The organism is Paraburkholderia xenovorans LB400, from assembly GCF_000013645.1.
Classification (GTDB): domain Bacteria; phylum Pseudomonadota; class Gammaproteobacteria; order Burkholderiales; family Burkholderiaceae; genus Paraburkholderia; species Paraburkholderia xenovorans.
Genome location: NC_007951.1, coordinates 708,870 through 734,322, shown reverse-complemented (window position 1 = coordinate 734,322; position 25,453 = coordinate 708,870). Strand labels below are relative to the sequence as shown.

At 62.7% G+C, this 25,453-nt stretch carries 25 protein-coding genes; 15 read left to right on the top strand and 10 right to left on the bottom strand.

Annotated features, from left to right (window positions below; genetic code table 11):
- Positions 1-229 precede the first annotated feature (229 nt).
- Both BXE_RS03195 and BXE_RS03190 read right to left on the bottom strand, forming a co-directional pair.
- Complete coding sequence (locus tag BXE_RS03195) at positions 230-1,642, bottom strand: hypothetical protein (RefSeq protein ID WP_011486985.1); 1,413 nt, start codon at positions 1,640-1,642, stop codon at positions 230-232.
- Between the two features lie 269 nt (positions 1,643-1,911).
- Positions 1,912-2,082 (bottom strand): rubredoxin, encoded by a 171-nt coding sequence (locus BXE_RS03190; protein ID WP_007178992.1) that lies wholly within the window; start codon positions 2,080-2,082, stop codon positions 1,912-1,914.
- Between the two features lie 289 nt (positions 2,083-2,371).
- On the opposite strand from BXE_RS03190, the gene BXE_RS03185 reads away from it, so the two are divergent.
- On the top strand, positions 2,372-3,232 hold the full coding sequence (locus BXE_RS03185) for a hydroxymethylpyrimidine/phosphomethylpyrimidine kinase (RefSeq protein WP_007178993.1): 861 nt from the start codon (positions 2,372-2,374) through the stop codon (positions 3,230-3,232).
- A gap of 187 nt (positions 3,233-3,419) precedes the next feature.
- On the opposite strand, the gene groL is transcribed toward BXE_RS03185, so the two are convergent.
- The gene (gene groL, locus BXE_RS03180; protein ID WP_007178995.1) at positions 3,420-5,060 is read right to left on the bottom strand and encodes a chaperonin GroEL; all 1,641 of its coding nucleotides are present in this window, start codon (positions 5,058-5,060) and stop codon (positions 3,420-3,422) included.
- A gap of 54 nt (positions 5,061-5,114) precedes the next feature.
- Positions 5,115-5,405 carry a co-chaperone GroES gene (gene groES, locus BXE_RS03175; protein WP_007178996.1) on the bottom strand — a complete coding sequence of 97 codons (291 nt, stop codon included), beginning with the start codon at positions 5,403-5,405 and terminating at the stop codon, positions 5,115-5,117.
- Between the two features lie 757 nt (positions 5,406-6,162).
- On the opposite strand from groES, the gene BXE_RS03170 reads away from it, so the two are divergent.
- Together BXE_RS03170 and BXE_RS03165 are read left to right on the top strand one after the other, a co-directional pair.
- Entirely contained in the window at positions 6,163-6,444 is a 282-nt protein-coding gene (locus BXE_RS03170; protein WP_011486983.1) for a hypothetical protein, read from the top strand.
- A gap of 35 nt (positions 6,445-6,479) precedes the next feature.
- A complete protein-coding gene (locus tag BXE_RS03165) occupies positions 6,480-6,884 on the top strand; it encodes a DUF2471 domain-containing protein (RefSeq protein ID WP_007179014.1) in 405 nt (134 codons plus the stop codon).
- 146 nt (positions 6,885-7,030) lie between these two features.
- On the opposite strand, the gene BXE_RS03160 is transcribed toward BXE_RS03165, so the two are convergent.
- A complete protein-coding gene (locus tag BXE_RS03160; protein WP_011486981.1) occupies positions 7,031-7,750 on the bottom strand; it encodes a Crp/Fnr family transcriptional regulator in 720 nt (239 codons plus the stop codon).
- Positions 7,751-8,197: 447 nt separating this feature from the next.
- Between BXE_RS03160 and BXE_RS03155 the strand changes: the two genes are divergently transcribed.
- The 5 genes from BXE_RS03155 (at position 8,198) to BXE_RS03140 (ending at position 10,950) form a co-directional block, all read left to right on the top strand.
- Positions 8,198-8,788 (top strand): BPSL1445 family SYLF domain-containing lipoprotein, encoded by a 591-nt coding sequence (locus BXE_RS03155; RefSeq protein WP_007179016.1) that lies wholly within the window; start codon positions 8,198-8,200, stop codon positions 8,786-8,788.
- Between the two features lie 73 nt (positions 8,789-8,861).
- A complete protein-coding gene (locus tag BXE_RS03150; RefSeq protein WP_011486980.1) occupies positions 8,862-9,668 on the top strand; it encodes a PRC-barrel domain-containing protein in 807 nt (268 codons plus the stop codon).
- Positions 9,669-9,763: 95 nt separating this feature from the next.
- On the top strand, positions 9,764-9,997 hold the full coding sequence (locus tag BXE_RS03145) for a hypothetical protein (RefSeq protein WP_007179018.1): 234 nt from the start codon (positions 9,764-9,766) through the stop codon (positions 9,995-9,997).
- A gap of 108 nt (positions 9,998-10,105) precedes the next feature.
- Positions 10,106-10,321, top strand: a complete 216-nt coding sequence (locus BXE_RS45645; protein WP_148222893.1) for a hypothetical protein — start codon at positions 10,106-10,108, stop codon at positions 10,319-10,321.
- A gap of 77 nt (positions 10,322-10,398) precedes the next feature.
- Positions 10,399-10,950 carry a general stress protein gene (locus BXE_RS03140; RefSeq protein ID WP_011486978.1) on the top strand — a complete coding sequence of 184 codons (552 nt, stop codon included), beginning with the start codon at positions 10,399-10,401 and terminating at the stop codon, positions 10,948-10,950.
- Between the two features lie 114 nt (positions 10,951-11,064).
- On the opposite strand, the gene BXE_RS03135 is transcribed toward BXE_RS03140, so the two are convergent.
- Both BXE_RS03135 and BXE_RS03130 read right to left on the bottom strand, forming a co-directional pair.
- Positions 11,065-12,585, bottom strand: coding sequence for an amino acid permease (locus BXE_RS03135; RefSeq protein ID WP_011486977.1), 1,521 nt, complete (start codon positions 12,583-12,585; stop codon positions 11,065-11,067).
- Positions 12,586-12,612: 27 nt separating this feature from the next.
- Positions 12,613-13,998 (bottom strand): glutamate decarboxylase, encoded by a 1,386-nt coding sequence (locus BXE_RS03130; RefSeq protein WP_007179022.1) that lies wholly within the window; start codon positions 13,996-13,998, stop codon positions 12,613-12,615.
- Between the two features lie 361 nt (positions 13,999-14,359).
- Between BXE_RS03130 and BXE_RS03125 the strand changes: the two genes are divergently transcribed.
- Positions 14,360-14,923, top strand: a complete 564-nt coding sequence (locus BXE_RS03125; RefSeq protein ID WP_007179023.1) for a universal stress protein — start codon at positions 14,360-14,362, stop codon at positions 14,921-14,923.
- A 149-nt stretch (positions 14,924-15,072) separates the two neighbouring features.
- The gene (locus tag BXE_RS03120; protein ID WP_007179024.1) at positions 15,073-16,158 is read left to right on the top strand and encodes a lysylphosphatidylglycerol synthase transmembrane domain-containing protein; all 1,086 of its coding nucleotides are present in this window, start codon (positions 15,073-15,075) and stop codon (positions 16,156-16,158) included.
- A gap of 81 nt (positions 16,159-16,239) precedes the next feature.
- On the opposite strand, the gene BXE_RS03115 is transcribed toward BXE_RS03120, so the two are convergent.
- A complete protein-coding gene (locus BXE_RS03115) occupies positions 16,240-18,615 on the bottom strand; it encodes an HAD-IC family P-type ATPase (RefSeq protein WP_038458337.1) in 2,376 nt (791 codons plus the stop codon).
- A 523-nt stretch (positions 18,616-19,138) separates the two neighbouring features.
- On the opposite strand from BXE_RS03115, the gene BXE_RS46370 reads away from it, so the two are divergent.
- Complete coding sequence (locus BXE_RS46370) at positions 19,139-19,288, top strand: hypothetical protein (protein WP_007179026.1); 150 nt, start codon at positions 19,139-19,141, stop codon at positions 19,286-19,288.
- An 85-nt stretch (positions 19,289-19,373) separates the two neighbouring features.
- A complete protein-coding gene (locus BXE_RS03105; protein ID WP_007179027.1) occupies positions 19,374-19,583 on the top strand; it encodes a hypothetical protein in 210 nt (69 codons plus the stop codon).
- 207 nt (positions 19,584-19,790) lie between these two features.
- Here BXE_RS03105 and BXE_RS03100 read toward each other — a convergent pair whose 3' ends face one another.
- Positions 19,791-20,231 carry an ester cyclase gene (locus BXE_RS03100; protein ID WP_007179029.1) on the bottom strand — a complete coding sequence of 147 codons (441 nt, stop codon included), beginning with the start codon at positions 20,229-20,231 and terminating at the stop codon, positions 19,791-19,793.
- A gap of 515 nt (positions 20,232-20,746) precedes the next feature.
- Between BXE_RS03100 and BXE_RS03095 the strand changes: the two genes are divergently transcribed.
- Both BXE_RS03095 and BXE_RS03090 read left to right on the top strand, forming a co-directional pair.
- A complete protein-coding gene (locus tag BXE_RS03095) occupies positions 20,747-21,811 on the top strand; it encodes a Dyp-type peroxidase (RefSeq protein ID WP_007179030.1) in 1,065 nt (354 codons plus the stop codon).
- Positions 21,804-22,607: a family 1 encapsulin nanocompartment shell protein gene (locus BXE_RS03090; RefSeq protein WP_007179031.1), complete on the top strand. Its 804-nt coding sequence runs from the start codon at positions 21,804-21,806 to the stop codon at positions 22,605-22,607. Before BXE_RS03095 ends, BXE_RS03090 begins: the two co-directional genes overlap by 8 nt.
- A 159-nt stretch (positions 22,608-22,766) precedes the next feature.
- Here the strand turns inward: BXE_RS03090 and BXE_RS03085 are convergent, their stop codons facing one another.
- Positions 22,767-23,756: a LysR family transcriptional regulator gene (locus BXE_RS03085; RefSeq protein WP_011486973.1), complete on the bottom strand. Its 990-nt coding sequence runs from the start codon at positions 23,754-23,756 to the stop codon at positions 22,767-22,769.
- A gap of 270 nt (positions 23,757-24,026) precedes the next feature.
- On the opposite strand from BXE_RS03085, the gene BXE_RS03080 reads away from it, so the two are divergent.
- Positions 24,027-25,451, top strand: a complete 1,425-nt coding sequence (locus BXE_RS03080; RefSeq protein WP_011486972.1) for a PLP-dependent aminotransferase family protein — start codon at positions 24,027-24,029, stop codon at positions 25,449-25,451.
- The last annotated feature ends 2 nt before the right edge of the window (positions 25,452-25,453 follow it).

Sequence of the window (25,453 nt, the reverse complement as noted above, 5' to 3'; positions counted from 1 at the left end):
GGAACCGCGATGTGTGCCATGAAGCGAGCCGTGAGCCATCGACGGCGAATCAGGTTGCACTCTATCACGCACGCGGGCGCTCGCCACCGTGCGGGTTCGCGCTGTTTTGCGGCACAGCTGTTGCGTGCCGCCCGGGTTGTGTGATGGCGGCCCGTTGCCGCCGGCTCATATGCGGCTTATATACGGCTCAGCGCGCCTGCCTCGCACAAATACAGCTCATGAATACAGCTTACGCGCCGCCCTGTTCGATCGAACGCGTCAACGCCGCCAGCGCGGCGTTGCCACCGGCTGGTGCGACGCCCGCGGCGACTTTGTGCAGCGTGGCGCGCAAGGCCTCCGCGGCCTGTTCGAGCGTGCTCGCCGCAGGCGCGCCCACGATCACATGCGCGCGCACCGCGGGCGTCGACACGCCAGCATGCGCCCGACGCCGCCAGGCAAGTCCCAGCGCATCGGCCAGCAGCGCAACGTGGCCGAGCCCCAGCGCGCACGCGGCGGAGCCGAGCCGGTAGGCGGCGTCGCCCGCTTGCAGTGCTTCGCTGGGATCGGCTTTCTCCGGCTGGTCGGCCGCACGGGCATGTTCGGTCAGCGCGGCGATCGAGGCATCTGCCGTCTGCAGAAAATCTTCGTACGCGTTCGCATTGACGGTCAGCACGCCCAATTCGCGCGTCAGTGCGCTGCGGGTGGCGCTGACGGCCTGGGCCTGCAACGCGCCCGCTTCCCAAAGCATTTCCGATGCCTGGGTGCCCGCAACATGCCAGTCGACCGTCAAGCCGTAGTCGTGCAGCAGTTCCACCTGATCGGCGTCTTCCGCGGCGGCGCCGAACAGCGCGTAGTCGCGCCACAGCAGCGCGAGCGTCGCGCGCACGAGGGAGCGCGGCGCAAGCTCGATACCGCGTGCGTGGTCGGCCAGCGCGAGGTTGCAACGGGCGTAGAAACGCCGTGCGTCGGTTTCACCCGCGGCGCGGCCGCCGGCCCGCAAGGCCTTGCCGCAAGCCTTGGCGAGGCGCCAGAAATCGTAGGGGTCCGGGCCGGCAAGTTCGCTGAAAACGGCGTCCAGTTCGTCGAGCGCCGCGTTGGTGACGGCGAGCGCCGCAGCACTGCCGGTATCGGCCTGCGAGCGCAGCACCGGCAGCAGCGCGCGCTCATAGCGTGCGCGCAGATGGGCCAGCTGGTCGGCGGACCTGGCATGCAGCGACACCGGCGGCACCGGCCGCGCGGTCAGCGCGAGATCTTCGAACGCGACGGTTGAACCGGGTGTGTGCTCGGACAGATGCGCGCAGAGCGCCCGGTAATGATCGAACAGCACGGGCGAACAGGACAGCTCGCGCAGATTGTGACGTTCGAGCGCCGCGCGGAAGTCGCGCAAAGCCGCGCCGAACACGGGCCGCGCGCTTGCCGCCTCGGCCGGGTCGCCCGCCGCGAGCGGCGAGAGCCGCACCAGCGCGTCGGCAAAGCGCTGCGCGCTCAGCCAGCCGGCCCCGCGTAATGCATGCGACGCACGCAGCAGCGCCGAGGTGCTCTCGCCGTGCTGTTCGAACGCCAGCAGCGCCTCGGCCAACGCGAGTTCGGCGGGACGGACAGCGCCGCCGCGCGGATTCGGCAAGGCATCGAAGGAAACGGGTGCAGCGGATCGAAGGGTCATGGGCAGGCGACACGAAGCTGACGGGCCGTCGCTTCGCGCCGCGCGCCGACTGATCGGCTAACGCGCGAACCGGCGACAGGACAATGACAGACTAACGTTGCGACACAGCGCGAGCGAGGACGTTCCGCGTGGACGCATCGGGGCAGAACCCGGAGCGCGCCCGGCGCATTCGGTCCGGTGCGCCACGCCGGCCGCGAAACACGGTGCCGCCGCCGCGCCCGGAATACGCGGCACGCGCCCTGGACCGGCATGCCGGCTGCGCCCGCACTTCAGATCTGGACCATCTCGAAGTCTTCTTTCCGCGCGCCGCACTCCGGACAGGTCCAGTTGATGGGAACGTCTTCCCAGCGGGTGCCCGGCGCAATGCCCTCCTCCGGCAAACCGGCTTCTTCGTCGTAAATCCACCCGCAAATCAGGCACATCCAGCTTTGATATTCCATTCTTGTGTCGCGTCGTAGAGTCCGTGGAAACGGGAGCCATGATGGTACCGTGTTGCCGCCCCAATGCCTAGCAACCAGAAACACGCAATCGTAGCCTGCGACGGCCTTCGGCTATGCCGTTTGCGTCGGCCGCCACCGCGGTTGCGGCGCGTTGCCGCGCCCGGCCGCCGCCCGTCCGCGGCAACGCGTGGCGGGATGCGAAAAAACGCCCCGGCGGCGGTTTAGGCCGCATAATTGAGCCGATTGCGCACCCTCTGCGCCCAAATTCAGCCTCTTTCAGCCAATCTTCATGCCCAGCGACACGCCTCCGATCGTCCTCACCTTCGGCCTTTCCGATCCCACCGGCGGCTCCGGCCTGCAAGCCGACCTGATGACCCTTGCCAGCATGGGCTGCCACGGCGTCTCCGTGCTCACGGGCTACACCGTGCGCGACTCGGCGAGCTGCGACGAAGTCACCGGACTCGACCCCGAAGTGGTCGCGACCCAGGCCCGGATGCTGCTCGAAGACATGCCGATCGCCGCGTTCAAGGTGGGCGCCTGCACGCGCGCGGAAGTCGTGAGCGCGATTGCCGAAGTCGTCGCCGATTACGACGACATTCCGCTGATTCTCGCCCCCGACTTCACGCTCGACGACGAGCACGTGCTCTCCGCCGACGAACTGCGCGAAGCGATCGCCGATCTGCTCGCGCCGCAAACCACCCTGCTGGTCGCCGACGCGACCACGCTGCTCGCGCTCGCTCAACCGGACGGCGACGCCGAAGCACCGAGCCTCGACGCCGCGATCTCGCATCTGCTGTCGCAAGGCTGCGAATATATTCTGTCGACGGAAACCGGCACGCACCGGCATGTCAACACGCTGTTCAGCGAAGACGGCCAGTTGCGCCAGGACATGTGGGACCGTGGCAGCCATCGGATCATGGGGCTGACGGATACGCTGGGGTCGGCCATCGCCGCGTTGCTGGCCAACGGCCAGGAGCCGGCTGAAGCCGTGCGCGAGGCGCAGGAGTATCTGTATCAGGCCGTGCGCAACGCGTTCCGGCCGGGCATGGGCGCGTATATGCCGGACCGGTTCTTCTGGGCGCGCAGCAGCGATGACGAAACGCCGCCGGCCGCCGGCAAGGACGCAGCACCAGGCGAAGCGCGCCACTGAGCGCTTGCGCGAGGTGCGCGCCGGCCACCCGAGCTGGGGCCGCGCCTTCTGATCCGGGCGCTTCAGCTTGCGGCGAGCGCCCATAAAAAAACCCGCAGTGTCTGCGGGTTTTTTTATGGGAAGCACGCCTTTCAGCGCGCTTCCCCATGTCTTCCTGGTGAGCCTCGCAATGAGGCCCAACCCGGAATTACATGTCCATGCCCATGCCGCCCATGCCGCCGGGCATGCCGCCGGCCATCGGTGCATCTTCCTTCGGCAGTTCGCAAACAGCTGCGTCGGTGGTCAGCAGGAGACCTGCCACCGAAGCTGCGTTCTGCAGCGCCGTGCGCGTTACCTTCGTCGGGTCGACAACACCAGCGTCGACCAGGTCGACGTACTCGCCGGTTGCAGCGTTGTAGCCGTAGTTGCCCGTGCCAGCAGCAACTGCCGCCACCACGACGCTGGCTTCTTCGCCACCGTTCGTGACGATCTGACGCAGCGGCTCTTCCATCGCGCGCAGCACGATCTTGATACCTGCGTCCTGATCGGCGTTAGCGCCCTTCAGGCCAGCGATAGCCGTACGTGCGCGGATCAGCGCGACGCCGCCGCCAGCGACGATGCCTTCTTCCACAGCTGCGCGCGTTGCGTGCAGTGCGTCTTCGACACGTGCCTTCTTTTCCTTCATTTCGACTTCGGTCGCAGCGCCGACCTTGATTACTGCAACGCCGCCTGCCAGCTTGGCAACGCGTTCCTGCAGCTTTTCACGGTCGTAGTCCGACGTAGCTTCTTCGATTTGCGTGCGAACCTGCTTCACACGTGCTTCGATGTTGGCCGCTTCGCCTGCGCCGTCGATGATCGTGGTGTTTTCCTTCGCCACTTCGATACGCTTCGCCTGACCCAGTTCGGCCAGCGTTGCCTTTTCGAGCGTCAGGCCGGTTTCTTCAGCGATGACCTGACCACCGGTCAGGATCGCGATGTCTTCCAGCATGGCCTTACGACGATCGCCGAAGCCCGGAGCCTTGACAGCAACGGTCTTCAGAATGCCGCGGATGTTGTTCACCACCAGCGTAGCCAGTGCTTCGCCTTCAACGTCTTCCGCGATGATCAGCAGCGGACGGCCAGCCTTGGCGACCTGTTCCAGAATCGGCAGCAGATCACGGATGTTCGACACCTTCTTGTCGTGCAGCAGCACGAACGGGTTCTCCAACACGGCAACCTGCTTGTCCGGGTTGTTGATGAAGTACGGCGACAGGTAGCCGCGGTCGAACTGCATACCTTCGACAACGTCCAACTCGTCTTGCAGCGACTTGCCGTCTTCGACGGTGATGACGCCTTCCTTGCCGACCTTGTCCATTGCTTCAGCGATACGATCGCCGATCGACGAGTCGCTGTTTGCCGAGATCGCGCCGACTTGTGCAATTTCCTTGTTGGTCGTGCACGGCTTGCTGATCTTGCGCAGTTCTTCGATCGCTGCGAACACAGCCTTGTCGATACCGCGCTTCAGGTCCATCGGGTTCATGCCCGATGCAACGTACTTCATGCCTTCGCGAACGATGGACTGTGCCAGGACCGTTGCGGTCGTGGTGCCGTCACCTGCGTTGTCGCTGGTCTTGGAAGCCACTTCCTTGACCATTTGCGCGCCCATGTTCTGGAGCTTGTCTTTCAGTTCGATCTCTTTCGCGACCGACACACCGTCTTTCGTGACCGTGGGGCCGCCGAAGCTGCGTTCCAGGACAACGTTGCGACCCTTCGGGCCCAGCGTGACCTTCACAGCGTTCGCGAGGATGTTCACGCCTTCAACCATCTTGGCACGGGCGGAATCACCGAATACGACGTCTTTAGCTGCCATCTTCTAACTCCTTGAATTCTCTGGGATATAACCGGGAAAAGTAGCGGCTTGCGCTTACTTCTGCACCACGGCCATGATGTCTTCTTCGCGCATCACGAGCAGTTCGTTGCCGTCGACCTTGACGGTCTGGCCTGCGTACTTGCCGAACAGGACGCGGTCACCAACCTTCACGTCGAGCGCGATTTGTGCGCCCTTGTCGTCACGCTTGCCCGGGCCGACTGCCAGAATTTCGCCTTGATCCGGCTTTTCTGCTGCGGCTTCGGGGATCACGATGCCCGACGCAGTCTTGGTTTCTTGATCCAGACGTTTGACGATCACGCGATCATGCAAAGGACGAAGGTTCATACATACTCCTCTCTTGATTGAGACTGAAGAACGCTGAGAAAACCCGGCTGGCTGAGCCAACCGGCGATGTTGTTAGCACTCTCGTGCAGCGAGTGCTAATTATATGGACGGGTGGTGACAAATTCAAGAAGGGATGACGGCGGAGGTTCACTTAACTTCGTTGTCGAGATTCGCGCGGTTTTGAACTCTGCTCATCTAAGGTCGAACTCGCGGGCCGTGCCCGGCCCGCCACCTCAGTAGACTATTTATAGTAAAAACAAATACTTATAGCAGAACCCACCTATTCGCGACATCGCATGCACAGTACGGCCACACCACAGTGCGGCGCAACGCCCTATCTGGCGGCGTTCGTTCGTCCGGAGTAGTAGGTCCCGCCGTCCAGGGAAACCCCTTACTCGATTTGTTCGTCGTCGGTGCAATGACCATGAATTGGTTAGTGCCCGCCCTCACTGAGATGCGCTCTCGAGCGTCACCGCTCACTCCAGACCCCACAGTTGCTGATGCCACGCCACCGCCGATCGCTGCGCTCCCGATGTCATGCGGGCCGGAACTTTCATGGTCTTTATAGACCGCCCATCTCGCGCCGCGCGGCACGGTAGAAGTGCGCCGGCCGCCGCTGCTTGCCCTACCACCAATTGCGCATCGACCTTGACCGCCGTCTTCTTTCTCCGCCATGTCCAACATCCTGCGAATTGACTTGCATCCCAGTCAAATACTGTATAAATTAACAGTACTGTGCTTATATACAGGATCGGCCATGAACCAGCTCATCCGCATCTTGAACGACGGTGACCGCGAAACGCTTGAGTGGTTGCGCAAGCATGTCGGAGACGTGCGCGTGGCCGCTGCTGCGCGGCATCTGGGAAGCAACGGCAAACCGTACCTGTCCGCGGTGTGCCGCTATCTCGGCGTACGTCCACCAATGCCTCGTCAGCCTGGCCGGCCTGTTGAAGACTGCACGGTCGGCGACGACTATCTTGCCCAGATCCGCCAGCTGTTGGCACAGCGAAACCGGGCATCGTTGAAACATCAACTTTGATGCTGCGAGTTGCGAGTCTTCAGGAAGATAACCGTATGATTAACGAGGCTGATCTCGATATGGACGCCCATGACCTCAACCCCGCTGCCCTCGAACGCGCACTCCGCAGCGCGTCGCTCGACCTCCAGCAGATCATCGCCACGGTCGCCGGTCGTTATCTCGACAGTGGCCGTCGCCGTTACTCAAGTGGCGCGCGATCGCCCACGTGGCGCACGCTGCTGACAATCGACGAACAGGTCTTTGAGAATCGGGGCTTCCGGGCAAGGCACAACGAGGCCGTACGCTCAACGTTTGTCCGGTTTGGCGACAGTCGCTTGTCCGGGGTGGATCTCGACGAACCCGTCGACTGGAAACGTGACGACGACGACCTGCCGGCCGTGTACCTGCTCGTGCGTGCCCTGGTACAAGCCGACGCTACCGATATGGCCACTCAGGACTAATGCCCCAGGATCAGTTGTTGGTCGTTCTATTTCCGGATGCGCTCCGGAAAGTTCGAAGTTAATTGACGGCCGCCGCACCAGGAAATGCCTTGGTACGCAAGAAGCAGGATTTTCCAGCCGGCCGACGCCAGATCCTCGCGAGATCCTTATAACGCTTTCAAAGCAGGCAACAACCGGTCGAATTCGCGCTTCACCACGCCATAACATTCGCACACACGTTTTTCGAGCCCCGGTCTGTCCTGTACCTCGATGTGGCCGTGACTGTAGCGAATCAACCCCGCGTCCTGCAATTTCAGCGCGGCCTCGGTTACCCCGGACCGGCGCACACCCAGCATATTGGCGATCAGTTCCTGGGTCATCTTCAATTCGTTTGAAGACAGGCGGTCAATGCTGAGCAGAAGCCACCTGCACAACTGCTGGTCAATCGAATGGTGTCGATTGCACACGGCGGTCTGCGCCATCTGCGTGATCAGCGCCTGCGTATAGCGAAGCAGAAGGCGCTGCACGGGGCCCGCGCGATGAAATTCTTCTTTCAGGATTTGAGCGTCCAGCCGATACGCCTTGCCGGCGCTCTGCACGACCGCCCGGCTGGGCGTGGTCTCGCCACCCATGAACAGCGCGATGCCAATAAGCCCCTCGTTGCCGACAATCGCGATTTCGGCGGAAGCACCGTCCTCCATCACGTACAGCAGCGACACGATACAGGTGGTCGGGAAATACACGTAATTGAGGCGATCGCCCGATTCGTAGACGACGTTGCCCAACGGCATATCCATGAGCACAAGATGTGGCGCCAAACGCTCCCACTCCAGGTCGGGCAGCACGGCCAGCAGATGATTTTCGTTTTCCTGATGACCTTGGGCCATTTCACACTCTCCGCAACTCGCCCGGAACCGCGCCGCTTTCGCCGACGATTTCCTGACGATAAAAATGGATAGAAGGAGGAATGCTCCAGGGTCTCGACGGACCAGACCGCAGCACGGCGCGAGGCGGCAATCTTCGTGCGCCCCAAAGTCTGGCCGTTATGTAGCTGATTATAAGTCGCGATGGTACTACGACGCAGATTCGCGCCCTGGCATGGCATCGCGCCACGGCGCAAGGTGGGTTGCGCGGCGTGAGCGTGAACTCGCTGTTGTCGCCGGGAGCCGCATTCGCTGCCGGAACGGGATCGCCATGAGATTGAGCAATTCGCGACCGCGAGCCAGCATGGATTGTGCGTTCGAACATAGACAGCGGTCTGTACGTTGTCGTACCGCATTCTCCCGCGCGAGCGCGTAGCGTGTCTCTTATCGTCGACCAGCGGGGAGAAAATCATGCTTAGACGCACCTTTATCTGGGGCACGCCCGGATCGCTTCTGGCACTTGGCACTGTGCTCTCAGGCTGTACCACCACGCCTTCCTCCGATGCGAGCCGTAGCGAGCAGAGGGACAAGCGCCGCTCTATCGACGCAGGTGTCGACTCGACTCTCGCGCGCGTCTATGGGCTCGCGGGCGGCTCGCGCGAACTGGTCGGCAAGGCGCACGGCGTACTGACGTTCCCCTCCGTGATCGACGCCGGCTTCGTGGTCGGCGGCCAGTATGGCGAGGGGTCCTTGCGGGTCGGCGGGCGCACGGTCGGCTACTACAGTACGGCGACCGGTTCGATCGGCTGGCAGATCGGCGCGCAATCGCGCGCGATCGTATTCCTGTTCATGACCGACGATTCGCTCAACCGCTTCCGGAGCAGAGACGGCTGGTCGGCCGGCGGCGATGCCTCCGTGGCCGTGCTGAAAGTCGGAGCGAACGGCGATCTCGACACCAGTACGGCGAGCGGACAGGTCGACGCTTTCGTGCTGACCAACACCGGCCTGATGGCGGGTGCGTCGCTGCAAGGCACCAAAGTCACGCGGCTCACGTCGCTTTGACATTCAAACCGGGGAGCGCGCGATGCGCGCCCCTCGTCGTTGACACACATCGTTGACACAGAGTGGAAAAACCATGTTGCGAAGCATACAAGACTTGCACGGCAGCACCGTCAGCGCGCTGGACGGCGACATCGGCTCGGTCGTTCAGGCTTATTTCGACGACGAGTCATGGGGCGTGCGTTATCTGGTGGTCGACACGGGCAACTGGCTCAATGACCGGCAGGTGCTGGTTTCGCCGTATTCGGTGGAACATACCGACCCGGGATCGGATATCGTGCATGTCAGCCTTTCGCGGCAGCAGGTGAGCGACAGCCCGATACTGGACACCCACAAGCCGGTGTCGCGGCAGCACGAGATCGAATATCTGCACTACTACAGCTATCCGACTTATTGGGGCGGTCCGAACCTGTGGGGCATGGGCGCCTACCCCGCCTATGATCCAACAGGTGTGGCGCCGGACGCCGTGCCCGACGCGCCGCCAGATCCCACCTTGCCCGCGAACGACACGCAGCCCGACGTTCATCTGCGCAGCACCAACGAGGTCAAGGGCTATCACCTCAAAACCGCCGACGGCAGCATCGGTCACGTATCCGATTTCATCTATGACGACACCGACTGGGCGATCCGCTACCTGGTCGTGGAGACGCGCAACTGGTGGCCCGGCGGCAAAGCGGTGCTGATCGCGACTCGCTGGATAGACGCAGTAAATTGGCTCGATTCGACCGTATCGACAGCATTGACGCGCGACGTCATCAGGAATAGCCCGGCTTATGACGACTCGATGCCGGTCGGCCGGCGCTACGAAGTCGATCTGCATCGGTTTTATGACAAGCAGGGATATTGGCCGGGTGCCGGCGACGAGAAAATCCCATCGCAATGAGGTGCCGCGCGGACCGCGGTCCTCGTCGAATCCGGACAGTGCCGGATCAATCGAAAACGAAAGTACCCGGAAGCATTAAAACGCGAGAGCAGGTCATGAGACAAAACATTCAGAAGCTATGCCAGGCCCGTATTCATACATTCACCCCCGAATGTGTGGAACTGCAGGACGGTACATTCGATTTTCATCTTCGGCATGCGGTGGAGGGCACGCTTCCTTCGGCTGACAGGCACTATGAGGTCGGCGTTTTTTCGACGAGCGAGGAAGGCTATGCGGCTGCCCTTGCGTACGGCGACAAATACATTGCGGAACATAAGTTCGGGATGTAGCAACACCGAAGTTCATTGGCGAAACGCAGGCAGACGCGAACAGACAGAAACTTCACCCGGCAGTGACGACGCCCGTGTGGCCGTCGTTCAATCAGACGGACGGCGGCTATGGCAGACAGAATCATTTCAGGCACGACTCACGACGCTCACATGAGCGTCGAGGACCATATTGCCGATGGATGGGTGGCAAGCGTGTGTATCGTTCCAAAGGGCGCACCCAAGGGCAACCAGCTCATCAAACTCGATGCCGTTTTCGAACGCGAAGATTTCGCATGGGAATCGGTCGAAGCGCTTGCGCGTGCCGAGCTCGACAGTCTGAAATAGCACACCACCGCACTTTCAATCCCCATTGTGCATGACGCAATGGTCTGCGTACCGCTCATCTTTCAAGGACAACCCGCATGACTCCCTATGATGTCGTAATCGCGGTCTTCGATGACCACCATAATGCCGACGCCGCCGTGCGCAAGCTGATAGACGGCGGCTTCGACATGAAGAATTTCAGTGTGATCGGCAAGGGTTATCACACCGAGGAAAAGATCGTCGGTCTCTACACGGTCGGCGACCGCATGAAAATGTGGGGCAAATACGGCGCGTTCTGGGGCGGCCTGTGGGGCTTGCTGATGGGCGGCGTATTCCTGACGATTCCGGTGCTCGGCCCGGTCGTCGTGCTGGGTCATCTCGCCGTCATGATCGTGTCGGCTGTCGAAGGGGCGGTCGTTGTAGGCGCCCTCAGTGCTTTGGGTGCAACGCTCGTGCATATGGGGCTGCCGAAGGACAGCGTGATCCATTACGAGGCCGCCATCAAGGCCGACGGATTCATCGTGATGGGTCACGGCACGCCCGACGAAATGGCGCGCGCAAAGGCCGTTCTCGCGCTCCATCAACCCACGCGCCTCGATTCGCACGAAGGCCTCACGCCCGCCGAACCCTCCACGCACGAAACCGCCTGACGGCCGGCAGCCAGGAGAGGCCTTGCTGACGGACACTCGTGGACACGCTGCCCCGAAGTCCAGTCAGACAGCTTCACCTGGCTTACCTGACGATCCAGCCACGCACGCGCGTACCTACTCCACCGGGATCACGGCCGGAGGAACGCGCGGCGTGTCGTGCACGCTCGCCCAGTCGCTGCGGCGCACGTGGTGGATGATCAGGGGAATCCCCGCGAACACCACAATGCCGATAACGACGAGTCCCGTATAAAGCCAAGGCGAACCGACCGGCAACTGATCCGGCGGAAAGAACGACACGACGAAGCTGAACAGCACCCCGGCAAAGCCGATGCCGGCGGTCAGCCACATGCCGGCAAAGCCGCCGGGCACCGTGAACGGACGCGGCAAGGCCGGTGCCGAGTAGCGCAGCCGGATCGCCGCCGCGTACATCAGCATGTAGGCGATCAGGTAGAGCGCGATCGTCATGGCGGAGATCAGAAAGAACGCGACCGACACATCACGGATCACGAAGTAGAAGCACGAGATGACCGTCACGATCAGGCCTTGCACCAGCAGAATATGAGTGGGCATGCCCTTGCGATTCTTAGCCTGAAGGATCGGCGGCAATTCGCCTTCGTGCGCGGTTTCAAGCAGGCCGCGCGACGGACTGCCGAGCCAGGCCAGCACCCCACTGATCGCCCCGACGCCGACCAGCAGCGACAACGCCGACACAGCCCAGTTCATGTGCCAGATGTCCACCAGCACCGCGCTGAATGCGTCGAACACGCCGGATTGCAGCGATATCTTCTCGTACGGCAAGATCGCTGCAATCGGCAACGCGCCGAGCGCGAAAATCAGCACCGAAATCAGCGCACCCAGTCCGATCGCCGCGGGATAACCGCGACTCGGGCTGCGCATGTCGATCACATGAACCGCCTGCACCTCCACACCGGCAAACAGCAACATGATGCCGGCCAGAAACGAGATCGTGCCGAAGCCGTGAATCGCGGGCCAGAAGCGCGCGTGACCGTCTTGCGAGAGAGCCGCATCGTTCAGGTGTTGCCAGCCGAGCGGGTGTCCGCTGCTGATCCAGTAGCCCAGCAGCGCAAGCAGCACGAGGCCCGGCACGATGGTGCCGATCACGAAGGTCCAGTTGGCGATCCTCGCGAAGACTTCGACGCCTTGCAGCACGACCCACGTCGCGAGCCAATACGCGACGATGCAGAAGATGCCGACATACACGCCGTTCTTCGCCAGTTCCGGCCGGCCGATCGTATAGGCGAGCGCCGCCGCGCCGAAGGTCAGCGCGACCGGATACCACACGACGTTCTGGATCCATTGCAGCCAGATCGCGAGAAAACCCCAGCGCGTGCCGAACGCCTCCGCGACCCACGTGTAGATGCCGCCGGGCCGGTCGGCGAACGCGCCGCCCAGTTCGGCGGAAATCAGCGACGCTGGGATCAGGTAGAAAACGACCGTGAAGGCGAGATAGACGAACATCGTCATCTCCTCCTTCGCCAGTAAAGGAAGTCCGCGCAGACTCGTGACCACGGCGGCGGCCGTCATCAGACCGATCGCCGTCACGCTCAGATACTTGCCGCGTTTTGCGGCGTCCGCTGCCGGCGCTGCGGCCGCGGCGGTGACTGTGTTGTCCATTTCGTGTGCCCCTGTGAACAGGCGATATCAATTGTGGTGGAAGGTCGGACCGGCGCTCGAATGCAGCACCGGATTCTTCGTCAGATGCCCGATGGCGTGCCTGATGTCTTCAAGCAGCATCGCCGCCATGTCGCGCGTCACACCACGCCGGATCAACACGCGTTGCACGATGGTGTCTTCCCGCCCTGCCGGCAGTTCGTACGAGGCGATCTGCCAGCCGCGCATGCGGACCTGATCGGACAGGTCGAATAGCGTGAAGCCCGCTGTTTCCGGATGCTTCAGCTTGTAGCAGACAGCCGGCAGCGCGCCGCGCCCGTCGTAGATCATTTCCAGCTGGTCGATCTTCGCCAGCCCGTCGGCCAGCGCCTGCGCGGTGTCGGCGCATTCCTGCTGGATCCGCCGGTAGCCTTCGCGGCCCAGGCGCAGCAGCATGTAGTACTGCGCGATGATCTGTCCGGCCGGACGGGAGAAATTCAGTGCGAACGTGGGCATGTCGCCGCCCAGATAATCGACCCGGAAAATCAGTTCGTCGGGCAGATCCTGAGTGCTGCGCCAGACTACCCAGCCGACCCCGAGCGGCGCGAGTCCGTATTTGTGGCCCGACGCGTTGATGGATTTCACGCGCGGCACGCTGAAGTCCCACTCGAGGTCCGGCTGGATGAACGGCGCGACGAAGCCGCCGCTGGCAGCGTCGACGTGAATCGGAATATCGAGTCCGACATTGGCTTGCAACGCGTCGAGTGCGCCTGCCAGCGCCTTCACCGGTTCATAGACGCAGGTGAAGGTAATGCCGAGTGTGGCCACCACGCCGATCGTGTTCTCGTCGCAATACTCGGCCAGATCTTCCGGCGTCAGCCCGGTTGCCTCGCCGCGCAAGGGCACCTGGCGCATCTCGACGTCGAAGTAGCGGGCGAATTTGGCCCAGCACACCTGCACCGGTCCGCACACGAAGTTCGGCTTGTCGGTCGGCTTGCCCTGTGCTTCCCGGCGCTTCTTCCATTGCCACTTGAGCGCGAGACCGCCGAGCATGCAAGCCTCGCTCGAACCCGTGGTCGAACATCCGGTGGTCTTCCATGCCTTGCTGGCATGCCACAGATCCGCGAGCATGTGCACGCAGCGCATTTCGATCTCCGCCGTTTGCGGATACTCGTCCTTGTCGATCATGTTCTTGTCGATCGACAGATCCATCAGGTGGCGCACTTCGTCGTCGGCATACGTGGTGCAGAACGTCGCGACGTTCTGCCGTGAATTGCCGTCCATGAACAGTTCGTCGCGCACCAGATCGAATACCGCGCGGCGATCGGACGACGCCTCCGGAATCCGGTACTTGGGCAGCGATGAACCCGAGATCGTGGCGGCGTATTCATCGGCGACGTCCTCGGGCGTGGGCGGTGGTGATTTGAGAAAAGTCATGGCGTGAAGCTCCTGATTTGAAGTGAGCGTGCCCGGCTCGTGACGATCCCGTGACGAATGCCGGAGCGAATGAAATGAAGATGTCAGGTAGGCAGAAAAACTTCCACTGCCACGGTGCGCGTCACGGCGATCGAAGTCGGTACGGTGCCGTACCGCATCGCGGCGTCGCGGCATCGCGGCATCGCGGCGATGTGTTCATTGCGTTACGCCGTCATTGAGCGCAAGGTAGCGCCACTCACCGCGCTGTTTCCGACCGGCTGTTACGCTGTCGAAGTCCGTAGCCAGCGGAGTAAACTGTCGGGAGTAGCCCGTCGTCGTCGGCGACGGTGCTCGCGGTCCGCACGAATTCCTGGAGGCCAATATGTATAAACGCATTCTGGTGGCGATCGATGGCAGCGAGACGTCTGGACATGCGTTCGACACCGCGTTGCAACTCGCTCGCGACAACGGCGCGCAGTTGCAACCGCTCTATGTCATCGACAACCCGTTGATGGCATACGACGCGTCCGGCTACGATCCGACCGCCTTGCGCGATGCCTCCATGCAGGAAGGCCGGCAGTTGCTGGCGGATGCACTGGCGCGCATGAAACATGAGAACGTGGCCGGCGAGCCGCGCATCGTCGACGTCGCGCCGATCGGCGAAGACATCTCGGAGCGGATCCGCATTTCGGCCAACGAATTCAATGCGGACCTGCTGGTGCTCGGCACACACGGACGACGAGGTTTCAAGCGACTGTTTCTAGGCAGCGTGGCCGAGCGCGTGGTACGCAGTGCGAGCCTGCCGGTATTGCTGGTGCCGAGCCGGCAAGCGCAGACCACGGTCGTGCAGGCCGCGAGACCGGGACACGCCGACGTCGCCGCGGCGATGTACGAATTGCCCGTTAGCGGCGGCCACGTGCATGGTGGCGACGCCCAGCCGCAATGATGAACTCGAGCGCGCTCGCCGGCCGCGGCGCCCGCCATCCCGCGAGCAACCTGCTTTAGAATCATTTCGGCACTGGAGCGAAGCGCGGCTACGCGTCCGGGCTCGCACTCCTGCAGTGCCTTCTATTGCGTCCCGACGCGTCCCGACCCATGAGCACTCCGCAGCGCCGCTCCGCCAGCACCCCGCTCATGCCGGAAAGCGGCGCGTTGCCGCCGCCGGCGAAGCCTGGCGTCGAGACCGGCCTCGTGCGTATCGCGCCTGGCCTGCTCGGCAAAACATCGCGGCTGCGCTCAGTCATGGTCTGGGTCGTCGGAGTGATGGGCTGTATCGCCGTCATCCTGGTGGTGCTGCACCTCGGCTCACTGCAGAAGATGGCCGAACTGATACGCTCGGCGCGCCCCGGCTGGATGCTGGTCGCACTCGCCGTTCAATGCGGCACGTATGTCAGCGCGGCGTTCGTATGGCGCCAGACTTTGCGCGAGGCCGGACATCCTCTGTCCCTGCGCACCTTGACACCACTCGGCATCGCCAAGGTATTCACGGATCAGGTGTTGCCGAGCGGCGGCATCAGCGGCACGATGCTGGTGGTGCGTGGCCTGACCGGCCGGCACGTCCCGGCCGGAATAGCGATGGCGGCCATGCTGGTCGGCATGGTGTCCTACGACATCGCCTATCTGCTCGTGGTGCTCGCAAGCGCCGGCATGCTGTGGTGGCAGCACCGGCTGAACACGGCATTGGTCATCGGCGTGGCGGTCTTCGTAGTGGTCACCGTAGCGGTGCCGGCCGCCGTGCTGGGACTCAAACAATGGGGCCAACGTGCGCCGATCGCGTGGCTCAGCAAGTGGCTGGGCGTCACCACACTGCTTCGACAATTGACCGACGCGCCCACTCATCTTCTACGCAGCCCGCGCCTGCTACTGCAAACTGTCGGGCTGCAACTGGCCATCTTCGTCTGCGATGCCCTGACGCTCTGGCTCGCGTTCAATGCGATCGGCGAAGTGCCGCCGCTTTGGGTCGTGTTCGTGAGCTTCATCATTGCGTCGATGGTGGCCACCATCGGTCCGATTCCGGTCGGCCTGGGGACCTTCGAAGCCACCTCCGTGGGAATGCTGAATCTGCTCGGCGTGTCGGTGGAGGCGGCGCTCGCCGCCACGCTTCTGTTGCGCGCGCTGACCTTCTGGCTACCGATGCTGCCCGGCATCTGGCTGGCTCGCCGGGAGATTCGGCTTCATTAGGCGGCGCGGATCGCATTCGAGGTGATCGGGTCCATTCACGACACGACACGACACCACACGCGGCGCGGATTCATGCAACGTCTAACTGATCTTCAGCCGCGCAAACAGCGGGATTTTGGCGGCCGCGAGCACGAAAGCGAAAACCACTGTGGCCGCCAACACCCCGCCAATCAGCATCGGCGGCAGCGCCGTCATCGCGATTCCGCCGATCGCAAGGCCGGCGGCAATCAGCACATCCGCAACCGACGACGCCATCACCCACACACTCGGCCGCGTACCCCACATGTGCCGCCGGTGCCGGATCGCGTATAACGTGGCCTGCCCACCGAACACGAGGAGCACGAAGGTCAGTGTGCGCAAGGCGTCGAGATTCAGGCCCATCGCAAACTTGCCGAGCGCGAGCACACCGCTGCAGAACGCCACGAGCGCGAACCCGACGAACACACCGACCACGGTCAGATTCGAAATGCGCCAGACATTCGGCGACGGAGACGGCTCGACGCGATCGGTGGTGAGCGACATCGCGAGAAAATCACCCGCGATCATCAGAATCACCATCAGCAGCGGAGTCAGAATGGCGTGCCCGGTAACTAGCAGGCCGATCACCAGCATGAACGCGGTGGCGATCTTCTTGAGGACCGAATTCAGCATGTAGGTGAGGATGCGCTGGAACGTGAGGCGGCCCTCCTTGACCGCCGTGACGATGCCGCCCAGCCCGGCTTCGGTGAGCACCATGCCGGCGGCAGAGCGGGCAACATCCGTGGCGGTCGAAACCGCGATGCCGATCTGAGCCTGGCGCAGCGCGGGCGCGTCGTTGGCGCCGTCACCGCACATGCCTACGGTATGGCCGGTCTGCTGGAACGCCTTCACGAGCTTGTATTTGTCTTCCGGCAGGACGCCGGCGAACACGGCGAACGACTGCGGGTCGGCCCGATCGGGCATGCTGCCCGGCGGGCAAACCGGACCGGTGAGTCCGATTGCCTGCGCGACGCTCGCGGCCGTGGCCGGGGCATCGCCCGATACCATCACCACGCGCACGCCGAGCCCGTGCAATTCCTCGATGAATGCAGCCGAATCGGCGCGCGGCGGGTCGCTCAGCGCGACGAGTCCAACCACCTGCAAGGCATCGGCCGTGCCCGCCGCTACCGCCAGCACGCGCAGGCCCTGCCCTTCAAGTTCCGCCGTCCGCGCCGCGGCCTCCGGCGAAGCTTGCGAAAGCGAGATCACGGCTGCGGATGCCCCTTTGACGATCCGCTGGATCCCATGCGAAGGATCGCTGACGCTCGCTTCCGACGTCCTGGTCGACGGATCGAATGGCTTGAGCGCGACCAGTTTCAGCACGCTGTCCTCGGGGGTAGGCGCAACGCTCGACGCCGCATCGAGAATCGCTTTGTCGACGGGATCCTGGCTGCCGGCAGCGCTCGCCAGTGCCGCCAGTATCAGCACGCGGTTCATGTCGAAGCCCGGCATCGGCGCAACGGTGCTCACGGTCAGCGCATTGCAGGTCAGCGTGCCGGTTTTGTCGGCGCACAGCACGTCCATCGTGCCGGCCTCATCGACGGCGGACAGCCGGGTCGACAGCACGCCCTGCGCCGCGAGCGCACGCGCGCCGAGCGCGGCCGACAGCGTGAAGGTAGCGGGCAGCGCAACGGGAATCGACGCCAGCACCGCTGTCAGGATCAACGGCACGATGTCGGCGAGCGGCATGTGCAGATATAACGCGTAGCCCACCAGCAACGCGATCACGGCCACGCTGAATGCGGCGAGATTGCGGACCACCAGCAGCACGGCTGTTTGCTGAGAACTCGCTATATGCGCGGTACGGACCAGTTCCGCGGTCCGGCCAAAACGCGTGTGCGTACCGGTGGCCGTCACGAGCGCCAATGCCTCTCCGCGCCGCACCAGCGCGCCGGCGAACGTCTGAGTGCCGGACGTGGCTTCGATAGGTACGGATTCGCCAGTCAGCATCGAATGGTCGAGCAGCGCATTGCCGGAGACGATCCGCATATCCGCCGCCACCACGCCGCCGAGCGAGAGCTTGACGACATCGCCCTTAACCAGATCCGCTGCCGGGACGATCGACCATGCCCCGTCGCGCAGCACGGAGGCATTCATGGCGAGGCGCGACTTCAATGCGGCCAGTGTGGCCTGTGCCCGGCTTTCCTGGAAAACACCCAGAATGGCGTTGAATACCAGCAGTCCGGCAATGATTCCGGCTTCGACGAAACGGCCGAGCACGCATTGCAATACCACGGCCGCTTCCAGCATCCACGGCACGGGCGCCCAGAATTTCCCAAGCATCATGCGCCACGTGCTCGCCGCCGTATCGGGGAGCGTGTTAGCGCCCGACTCGGCAAGCCGACGGCGTGCTTCAGTGCTGCTCAAACCGGTGCCGGGCACGGCGTCCGGCTGGCTTGCCGCTTCAGGGATCGGCGCCGGCACGACAGCGGATGTCACGTTGATTCTCCCGGGTCGAAGCGGTAGTTTGACGTTGAGCTTTCCTCGCACGCATTTGAGCGTGCCGGGCGAATTCTTCACACGCGAGCGCGTTCCCGTTTGCGAGCGCGTTCCCTTTGCTATAGCTGGTGTGCTATAGCCAGCTACGCGAGGCCGGGCCTGCCGGCCAACGGCGCCCGTACAGCGACCGGAAGTCGGTACGGTGGCGTACCCGGCTGAAATCCGTCTTGCTCATCGCACTGCCTGCCTTGGCGTCCTCATGACAGTTTGCATCTGCGGTCATACCCGCGATGCGCACTTCGGGCTACGAATTGTTGGCAACGCCGATGACATCTGCGTTTCGCGTTCGCGGCGAACGGGAAATGGCCGTTCCGGTGCCAATGGTTGCAACCGTTGCAAAGGAAAGCGTGCTTGCAGCGACTGAAGGGTATACAGTCGGAGTACGGGACGCGTTCAGCGCCCCTTTGTTCTCGGAATGACCATGCGATCACAAACCAAAGTTGCACCACGTACGAGCGGCGGCATGAGCGAGTATGCCCTGTCGCGTCAGGCACAAGCACTCATGCTCGAACAGGCGGACCAGGCACGGGCGGAACAGCGGCGCGTCAACGACGCCCGCATTGATTCCAACGCCAGCAAGTGGCGCTATTCAGTGGCGCTGGAAGGAAGTTGAGTCGGACAGGAAGATTCATTGGGCGGGAAAAGACGAACGCCGCCAGGTGGGGCGCTCCGGATTCACCTCCATAGCAAGGACCGACGTGTCGCATCATCAGCTGGAACAGGATCTCGCTCACCTGGAACACATATTCCCGCAACTCGTCGCCAACAGTGCGCTTGGACTAGGCTATTGGCGGCAGCGCATTACAGCGCTCGAAACAGAGCAGGGATCGCTTCCTGATGGTGCCCGGCGAGTCACACGCCTGCTGTCGATGATCGACCAGATCGACGACGCGATCCGCCTGCCGTAAAGACAGACCGGGTAACCGCCATCCGGCGCGATTACCGATGCAGCGCCGCAGCGACAAGAAGATGAAACGGTAGCGCAAGCAGCGCGGCGCCAGCGACTCCTAGCACCCACAATGCAACGAACCAGAGCAGGCTCCGACGAGATGCTTTGCGGTTGTCGCGACTTATCTGTGACATGACGTCCCCTTTGGTCTACGCAGTCTGCGCGCTCACGACCGCTCAAGAGTCTGGGGTAACGCCCCAAGTTGCCGGAACACAGACAGCCAATCTTCCAGGTGCCATGTTTTCGCAATCAGATTTCCGCGCATCTGGTGGAAAGAGTGAATCGCGAATCTGATGTGTTTGGAACTCGCGGCAATGCCAAGTAATGTCCCGGTTTGAGTGCCGCTGATTTCCGCGCGCACGCCCACCCGATCGCCATGAACGAGCACGTCGAGAATAGTGACTTTCATGTCGGGAATTGCTTTAGCGATGTTCTCGAAGAACTGCACCATCTGGTCGGGTCCCGCGGCAGCCCCGACGGGCTCGGGAATATATTCCCAGTCCGGGGTGACGACCTGCCGCAGCAATGCGACGCTCTTCTGCTCGATGGCGCGATAGAACCCTTCGATCGTTTGACGAGTGAGATGTTCGTCGGCGGGCAGGGTCATATTCCGATACTCCTGGCGAATGGGCGAATGCGCACGGCAAGGCGTGGACCGAACCATACTACACGTTTTCCGTGCGGGATCCAGCAACGCGCCCGCGTTCGGACCCGCTGTCCGGCGCAATGCATTTTAATAACCATGTGACAGAAAATAAGAAGCTGCGGATTCCGATATCAAGTATCGGAAAGCAGTCGTGGTATCGCCATGCGGTATCGACAAGACATGCATATGGAAATTGAACGCCAATGCCTTTATGGAGTTTCCATAAAGTGCCGCAGCGGTATAAGATCTGTGAAAATCGTGAACGCCAACTTCGTCGTGCAGTCACGTTGCGCAGTTACGCTCCTCATAGCGGTAAGCCAACGCTATACGGATGCCTGACACGGACACCGCGGCGAACCTGCTTCAGTCAATCGAACGAACCCTTCCTGGCTGTCCCGGGCAGGTGATCGCGCAGTCGGAACCGCATTCGCAGTACTGCTGCCGGAATTCGCAACGATCTATCCATACCCAACCCGATGCCCAAAGACATCCCAGAGCCGCAAGCCATTTGTAATGACGTTACCCGTAGCGCGATCTTCATTGTCGCGACGATCGAAGCCGGCCGCGATCACGCAGACAAGGTGCGTGCATGGTGCGGCGATGTTGCCGCCCTCGTGCGCTCGGTCGGCAGGCGGGTCCCCTCCGGCAATCTGTCGTGCGTGTGCGGCTTCGGCTCCGACGCATGGGATACGCTATTCGGCGCCCCGCGCCCCGCAGGCCTGCACCCGTTCCGGGAATTCGGCTCGGGCGAACGCCTGGCTGTAGCGACCCCCGGCGACATCCTGCTGCATATTCGCGCCGAGCACATGGACCTCTGTTTCGAGCTCGCCACGCAACTGCTGGGAGCGCTCGGCGACGCAGTCACGGTAACTGACGAAGTTCACGGCTTTCGCAACTTCGACATGCGCGCGATGGTGGGCTTCGTCGATGGCACGGAAAATCCGGCGGGTCGCGCCGCTGAGAAATTCACGCTGATCGCCGATGAGGATCCCGAGTTCGAGGGCGGCAGCTACGTTATCGTGCAGAAGTACCTGCATGACATGGCCGGCTGGAATGCGCTCTCCGTCGAGACTCAGGAGCGCATTATCGGCCGCACGAAATTATCCGACATCGAACTGGATGAAGCGGTGAAGCCGTCGTGCTCGCACAGCTCGCTCACCACCCTCACCGAGAACGGCGAGGAAGTGAAGATCCTGCGCGACAACATGCCGTTCGGCAGGCCCGGCGCAGGCGAGTTCGGCACCTACTTCATCGGTTATGCCCGCTCGCCCGCACCGACCGAGCAGATGCTGGAAAACATGTTCGTCGGGCGGCCGCCGGGCAACTACGACCGGCTGCTCGACTATAGCCGCGCGGTTACCGGCGGCCTCTTCTTCGTCCCATCGGCTACCCTGCTCGAAGCACTCGCAGACCGCGATCCGCAAGCGAGCGCTGCCGCTGCCGATGGCGGGCAACAGCCCGATACGTCTTCGTCCGCAGAGCCGCAGGAAGGCGGCTCGTTGAACATTGGCTCTCTCAAGGGAATCTCCCAATATGAATAACCTGCATCGCGAGCTCGCCCCCATCTCCCGTGCGGCCTGGTCGCAGATCGAAGATGAAGTGGCGCGCACCTTCAGGCGCAGCGTCGCCGGCCGTCGCGTGGTCGACGTGAAGGGCCCCGGCGGAACGGAACTCTCCGGCGTCGGCACCGGGCATCAGACCGCGATCGCGGCGCCGCAGCAGGGCGTCGTCGCGAAACTGTCCGAGGTGAAGAGCCTCGTCGAATTGACCGTGCCGTTCGAATTGCAGCGCGAGGCGATCGACAGCGTGGTGCGCGGCGCGAAAGATGCCGACTGGCAACCCGCCAAAGAAGCAGCAAAGCAACTCGCCTACGCCGAAGATCGCGCGATCTTCGACGGCTATCAGGCAGCCGGCATCGGCGGGATTCGCGAAGGCTCGTCGAACCCTTCGCTTGCGCTGCCGGCCGACGTCAGCGACTATCCGAACGCCATCAGCAACGCGCTCGAACAACTGCGTCTCGCCGGCGTGGACGGCCCGTATTCCGTCCTGCTGGGCGCCGATGCGTACACCGCACTGGGTGAGGCACGCGACCAGGGCTACCCGGTCATCGAGCACATCAAGCGGATCGTGAATGGCGACATCATCTGGGCACCGGCGCTCGCCGGCGGCAGCGTGCTGTCCACGCGCGGCGGCGACTTCGAGCTTCACCTCGGCGAAGATCTGTCGATCGGCTACACGAGCCATACGGACACCGTGGTGCGTCTCTATCTGCGCGAAACGCTGACGTTCCTGATGCTGACGAGCGAAGCATCGGTTTCAGTGACGCAGGCGGAATAAGCCGCTCCATGCGCCGGCAATGGCCTTGATGGGCCTTGATGGGCCTTGATGGGCCTTGATGGGCCTTGATGGCCTTGATGGCCTTACCCGGCTGCACGCTCTGCCGGTCAAGTGCTGCCGGCCAGAACCGGTAGCCAGGTGCGCGTCATCGTTGCGGGCTCACGCACGCAACGATGACTTGAGGAGCGTGGACGCCTCGTCCTCCGGCAGTACTTCGAGGCGGCTCGCCACGCTTCTGCCATCGACGTGCACGCCCAGCAGGATTTCCTGAATGCACGTCTTCAGCATCGTCACAACCATTCGTACCCGTGCCGGCACAGGACGTTGCGCCTGGGTCAGCACATGCAGATCGAAAGGGAGCGCATCGAATCGCGGCAGTATGCGCACGAGGCGGCCGTCCGTCAGCGCATCGACGCACGCGGGTTCTTCCACCACTCCAATGCCGGCGCCCGAGACGATCATTTCATACATGGGCCGCCAATGACTGGTTTTGACCACGGTATGAACCGGCGCGCTCTCCACGACGTTCTCCATGCGCCTGAGCGGCAGCTGGTCCGTACCGAACATGCCCTGAAGCCGGATGAACGGGTGCTTGACCAGGTCCGGCGGCGCCGCAACCGGACCATGCCGGCTCAGATACTCCGGCGCCGCCACGAGAACGCGCCCAACCTGACCGAGCTGACAGGCAATGAACGCTCCTTCTCCGAGTTGCCCAAGACGAAAGGACGCGTCCACACCTTCGGTGGCGAGATCGACGGTCCTGTCGTTCAGGATCAGTTCGAGATCCAGTTGGGGATAGGCCGCGCGAACCAGGGTCAGCGCCCGCGGCACGACCGTCTCGCCAAAGCAGTGAGGCGCCGCGATGCGAACCGTTCCCCTGAGAGCCTGCTCTTCATTCGACACTTCGGCGACCGCCTGCTCCACCGCGTTCAGAATCCTCCTGCTGCGCTCGTAGAAGGTCACGCCATCGGGCGTGCAATTGAGTGCGCGCGCACTGCGGAGCAGCAACCGGCAGCCAAGGTACTTCTCGAGCCGGTCGATACGCTCGCTCGCAGCAGGCTGGCCGATATCGAGGTCTCTTGCCGCGCTGGAGATATTGCCCCGCTCAACCACCCTGACGTAAATCCGCATGGCTTCCAGCAGATTCATGTTGTCTGTCCTGCCTTTGCGGCGATCTGCCGGTAGGCTCGGGTTCTTCGCTTCCGTTTTGCGTCTTCCATGCTTGGGCTCCAATCCTGGCGTGTCGCGGGATCCCGGCCCCGGGATCCGGCAACGTGCATTTCAATGGAGAACAGAGTAAGGGGATGTTGTCAGCCGCAGAGTGCACAAATCGGCCCGGCTCGCGCCAGTACAGTTATGCCGGAAGCCCTGCACCGGGCACGCCACCATGCCGCAGCAAAGCACCAAAGGAATCGTGCGATGAATCTCTATGAGAAGCTTGCAGAAGACATCGAAACATCGATCCGGCAAGGCGTGTACCGTCATGGCGAACGCCTGCCGTCGGTACGGCAGATCAGCCAGCAGCACCGGATCAGCGTCACCACCGCGATCCGCGCGTATCTGCTGCTCGAAAGCCGTGGCCTCGTGACAAGCCGGCCCCAGTCGGGCTATTTCGTCAATCGCCGCGACGAGAGCGAGCGTAAGGCGCTGGAGCTCCGGCCGTCGAAACCGATCCCGATTTCTTCGCCTGTCGACGTCAGCCGGCTGGTGCTCTCGACGCTGCGCTCGATCGGTGTGGACGATGCGGTGCCGCTCGGTTCGCCCTACCCCGACCCTAGCCTGTTCCCATTCGAAAGGATCAACCGCTACGCCTACGACGCCGGGCGCGGCAAGGCGCAATGGGGCGTTACGGACGCGCTGCCGCCCGGCAATGCGAAGCTCGTGCGCCAGATCGCGCGCCGCTACCTCGAGAATGGCATGGCCGTCGATCCGAACGAGATCATCATCACGGTCGGCGCGACAGAGGCGATCAACCTCTGCCTTCAGGCGGTCGCGAAACCCGGTGATGTGATCGCTGTCGAGTCACCGACGTTCTACGCAATGCTCCACGCAATCGAACGGATGGGCATGAAGGCGATCGAGGTGTCGACCCATCCGGAACATGGCATCGATATCGAGGCGCTTGCGGCGATCGTGGAATCGCAACCCATCGCCGCCTGCATGGTCATGCCGAACTTCCAGAATCCGCTGGGTTTTCTGATGCCCGACGAACGCAAGCGCGAACTGGTCGAACTCCTGACGAAGCGGAACATTCCGGTCATAGAAAACGGTGTCTACAATGAACTGCACTTCGACAGTCCGCACCCGAGCACGTTGAAGTCGTTCGACACGAAAGGGCTGGTGCTTCACTGCTCGTCTTTCTCGAAGAGCCTTACCTCGGCGTACCGGATCGGCTGGGCGTTGCCGGGGCGCTATCGCGATCAGGTCGAGAAGCTCAAGTTCCTCAACACGCTGACCTCTCCGTCGATCCCGCAACTGGCGATTGCGGAATTCCTCGAACGCGATGGCTTCGAGCATCATCTGCGCAAGGTGCGCAAAGCGTATGCGCAGCAGGCCAATCTCATGAAAGCGATCGTCTCGCGTTTCTTTCCCGAGGGCACACGCATGTCCAACCCTGCGGGCGGATACGTGCTGTGGGTCGAATTGCCGCCCAGGGTCGACTCGATGCGGCTCTATAAACTCGCTCTCGATCAGGGCATCACGATCGGACCGGGCTATATGTTCTCGGTTTCGGAGACGACCTACCGGAATTTCATCCGCCTCAATTACAGCAGCCCGTGGTCGGGCGAAATCGAGCAGGCGGTGATTACCGTCGGCAAGCTCGTTTCGATGTGTGCCAGTTAGCG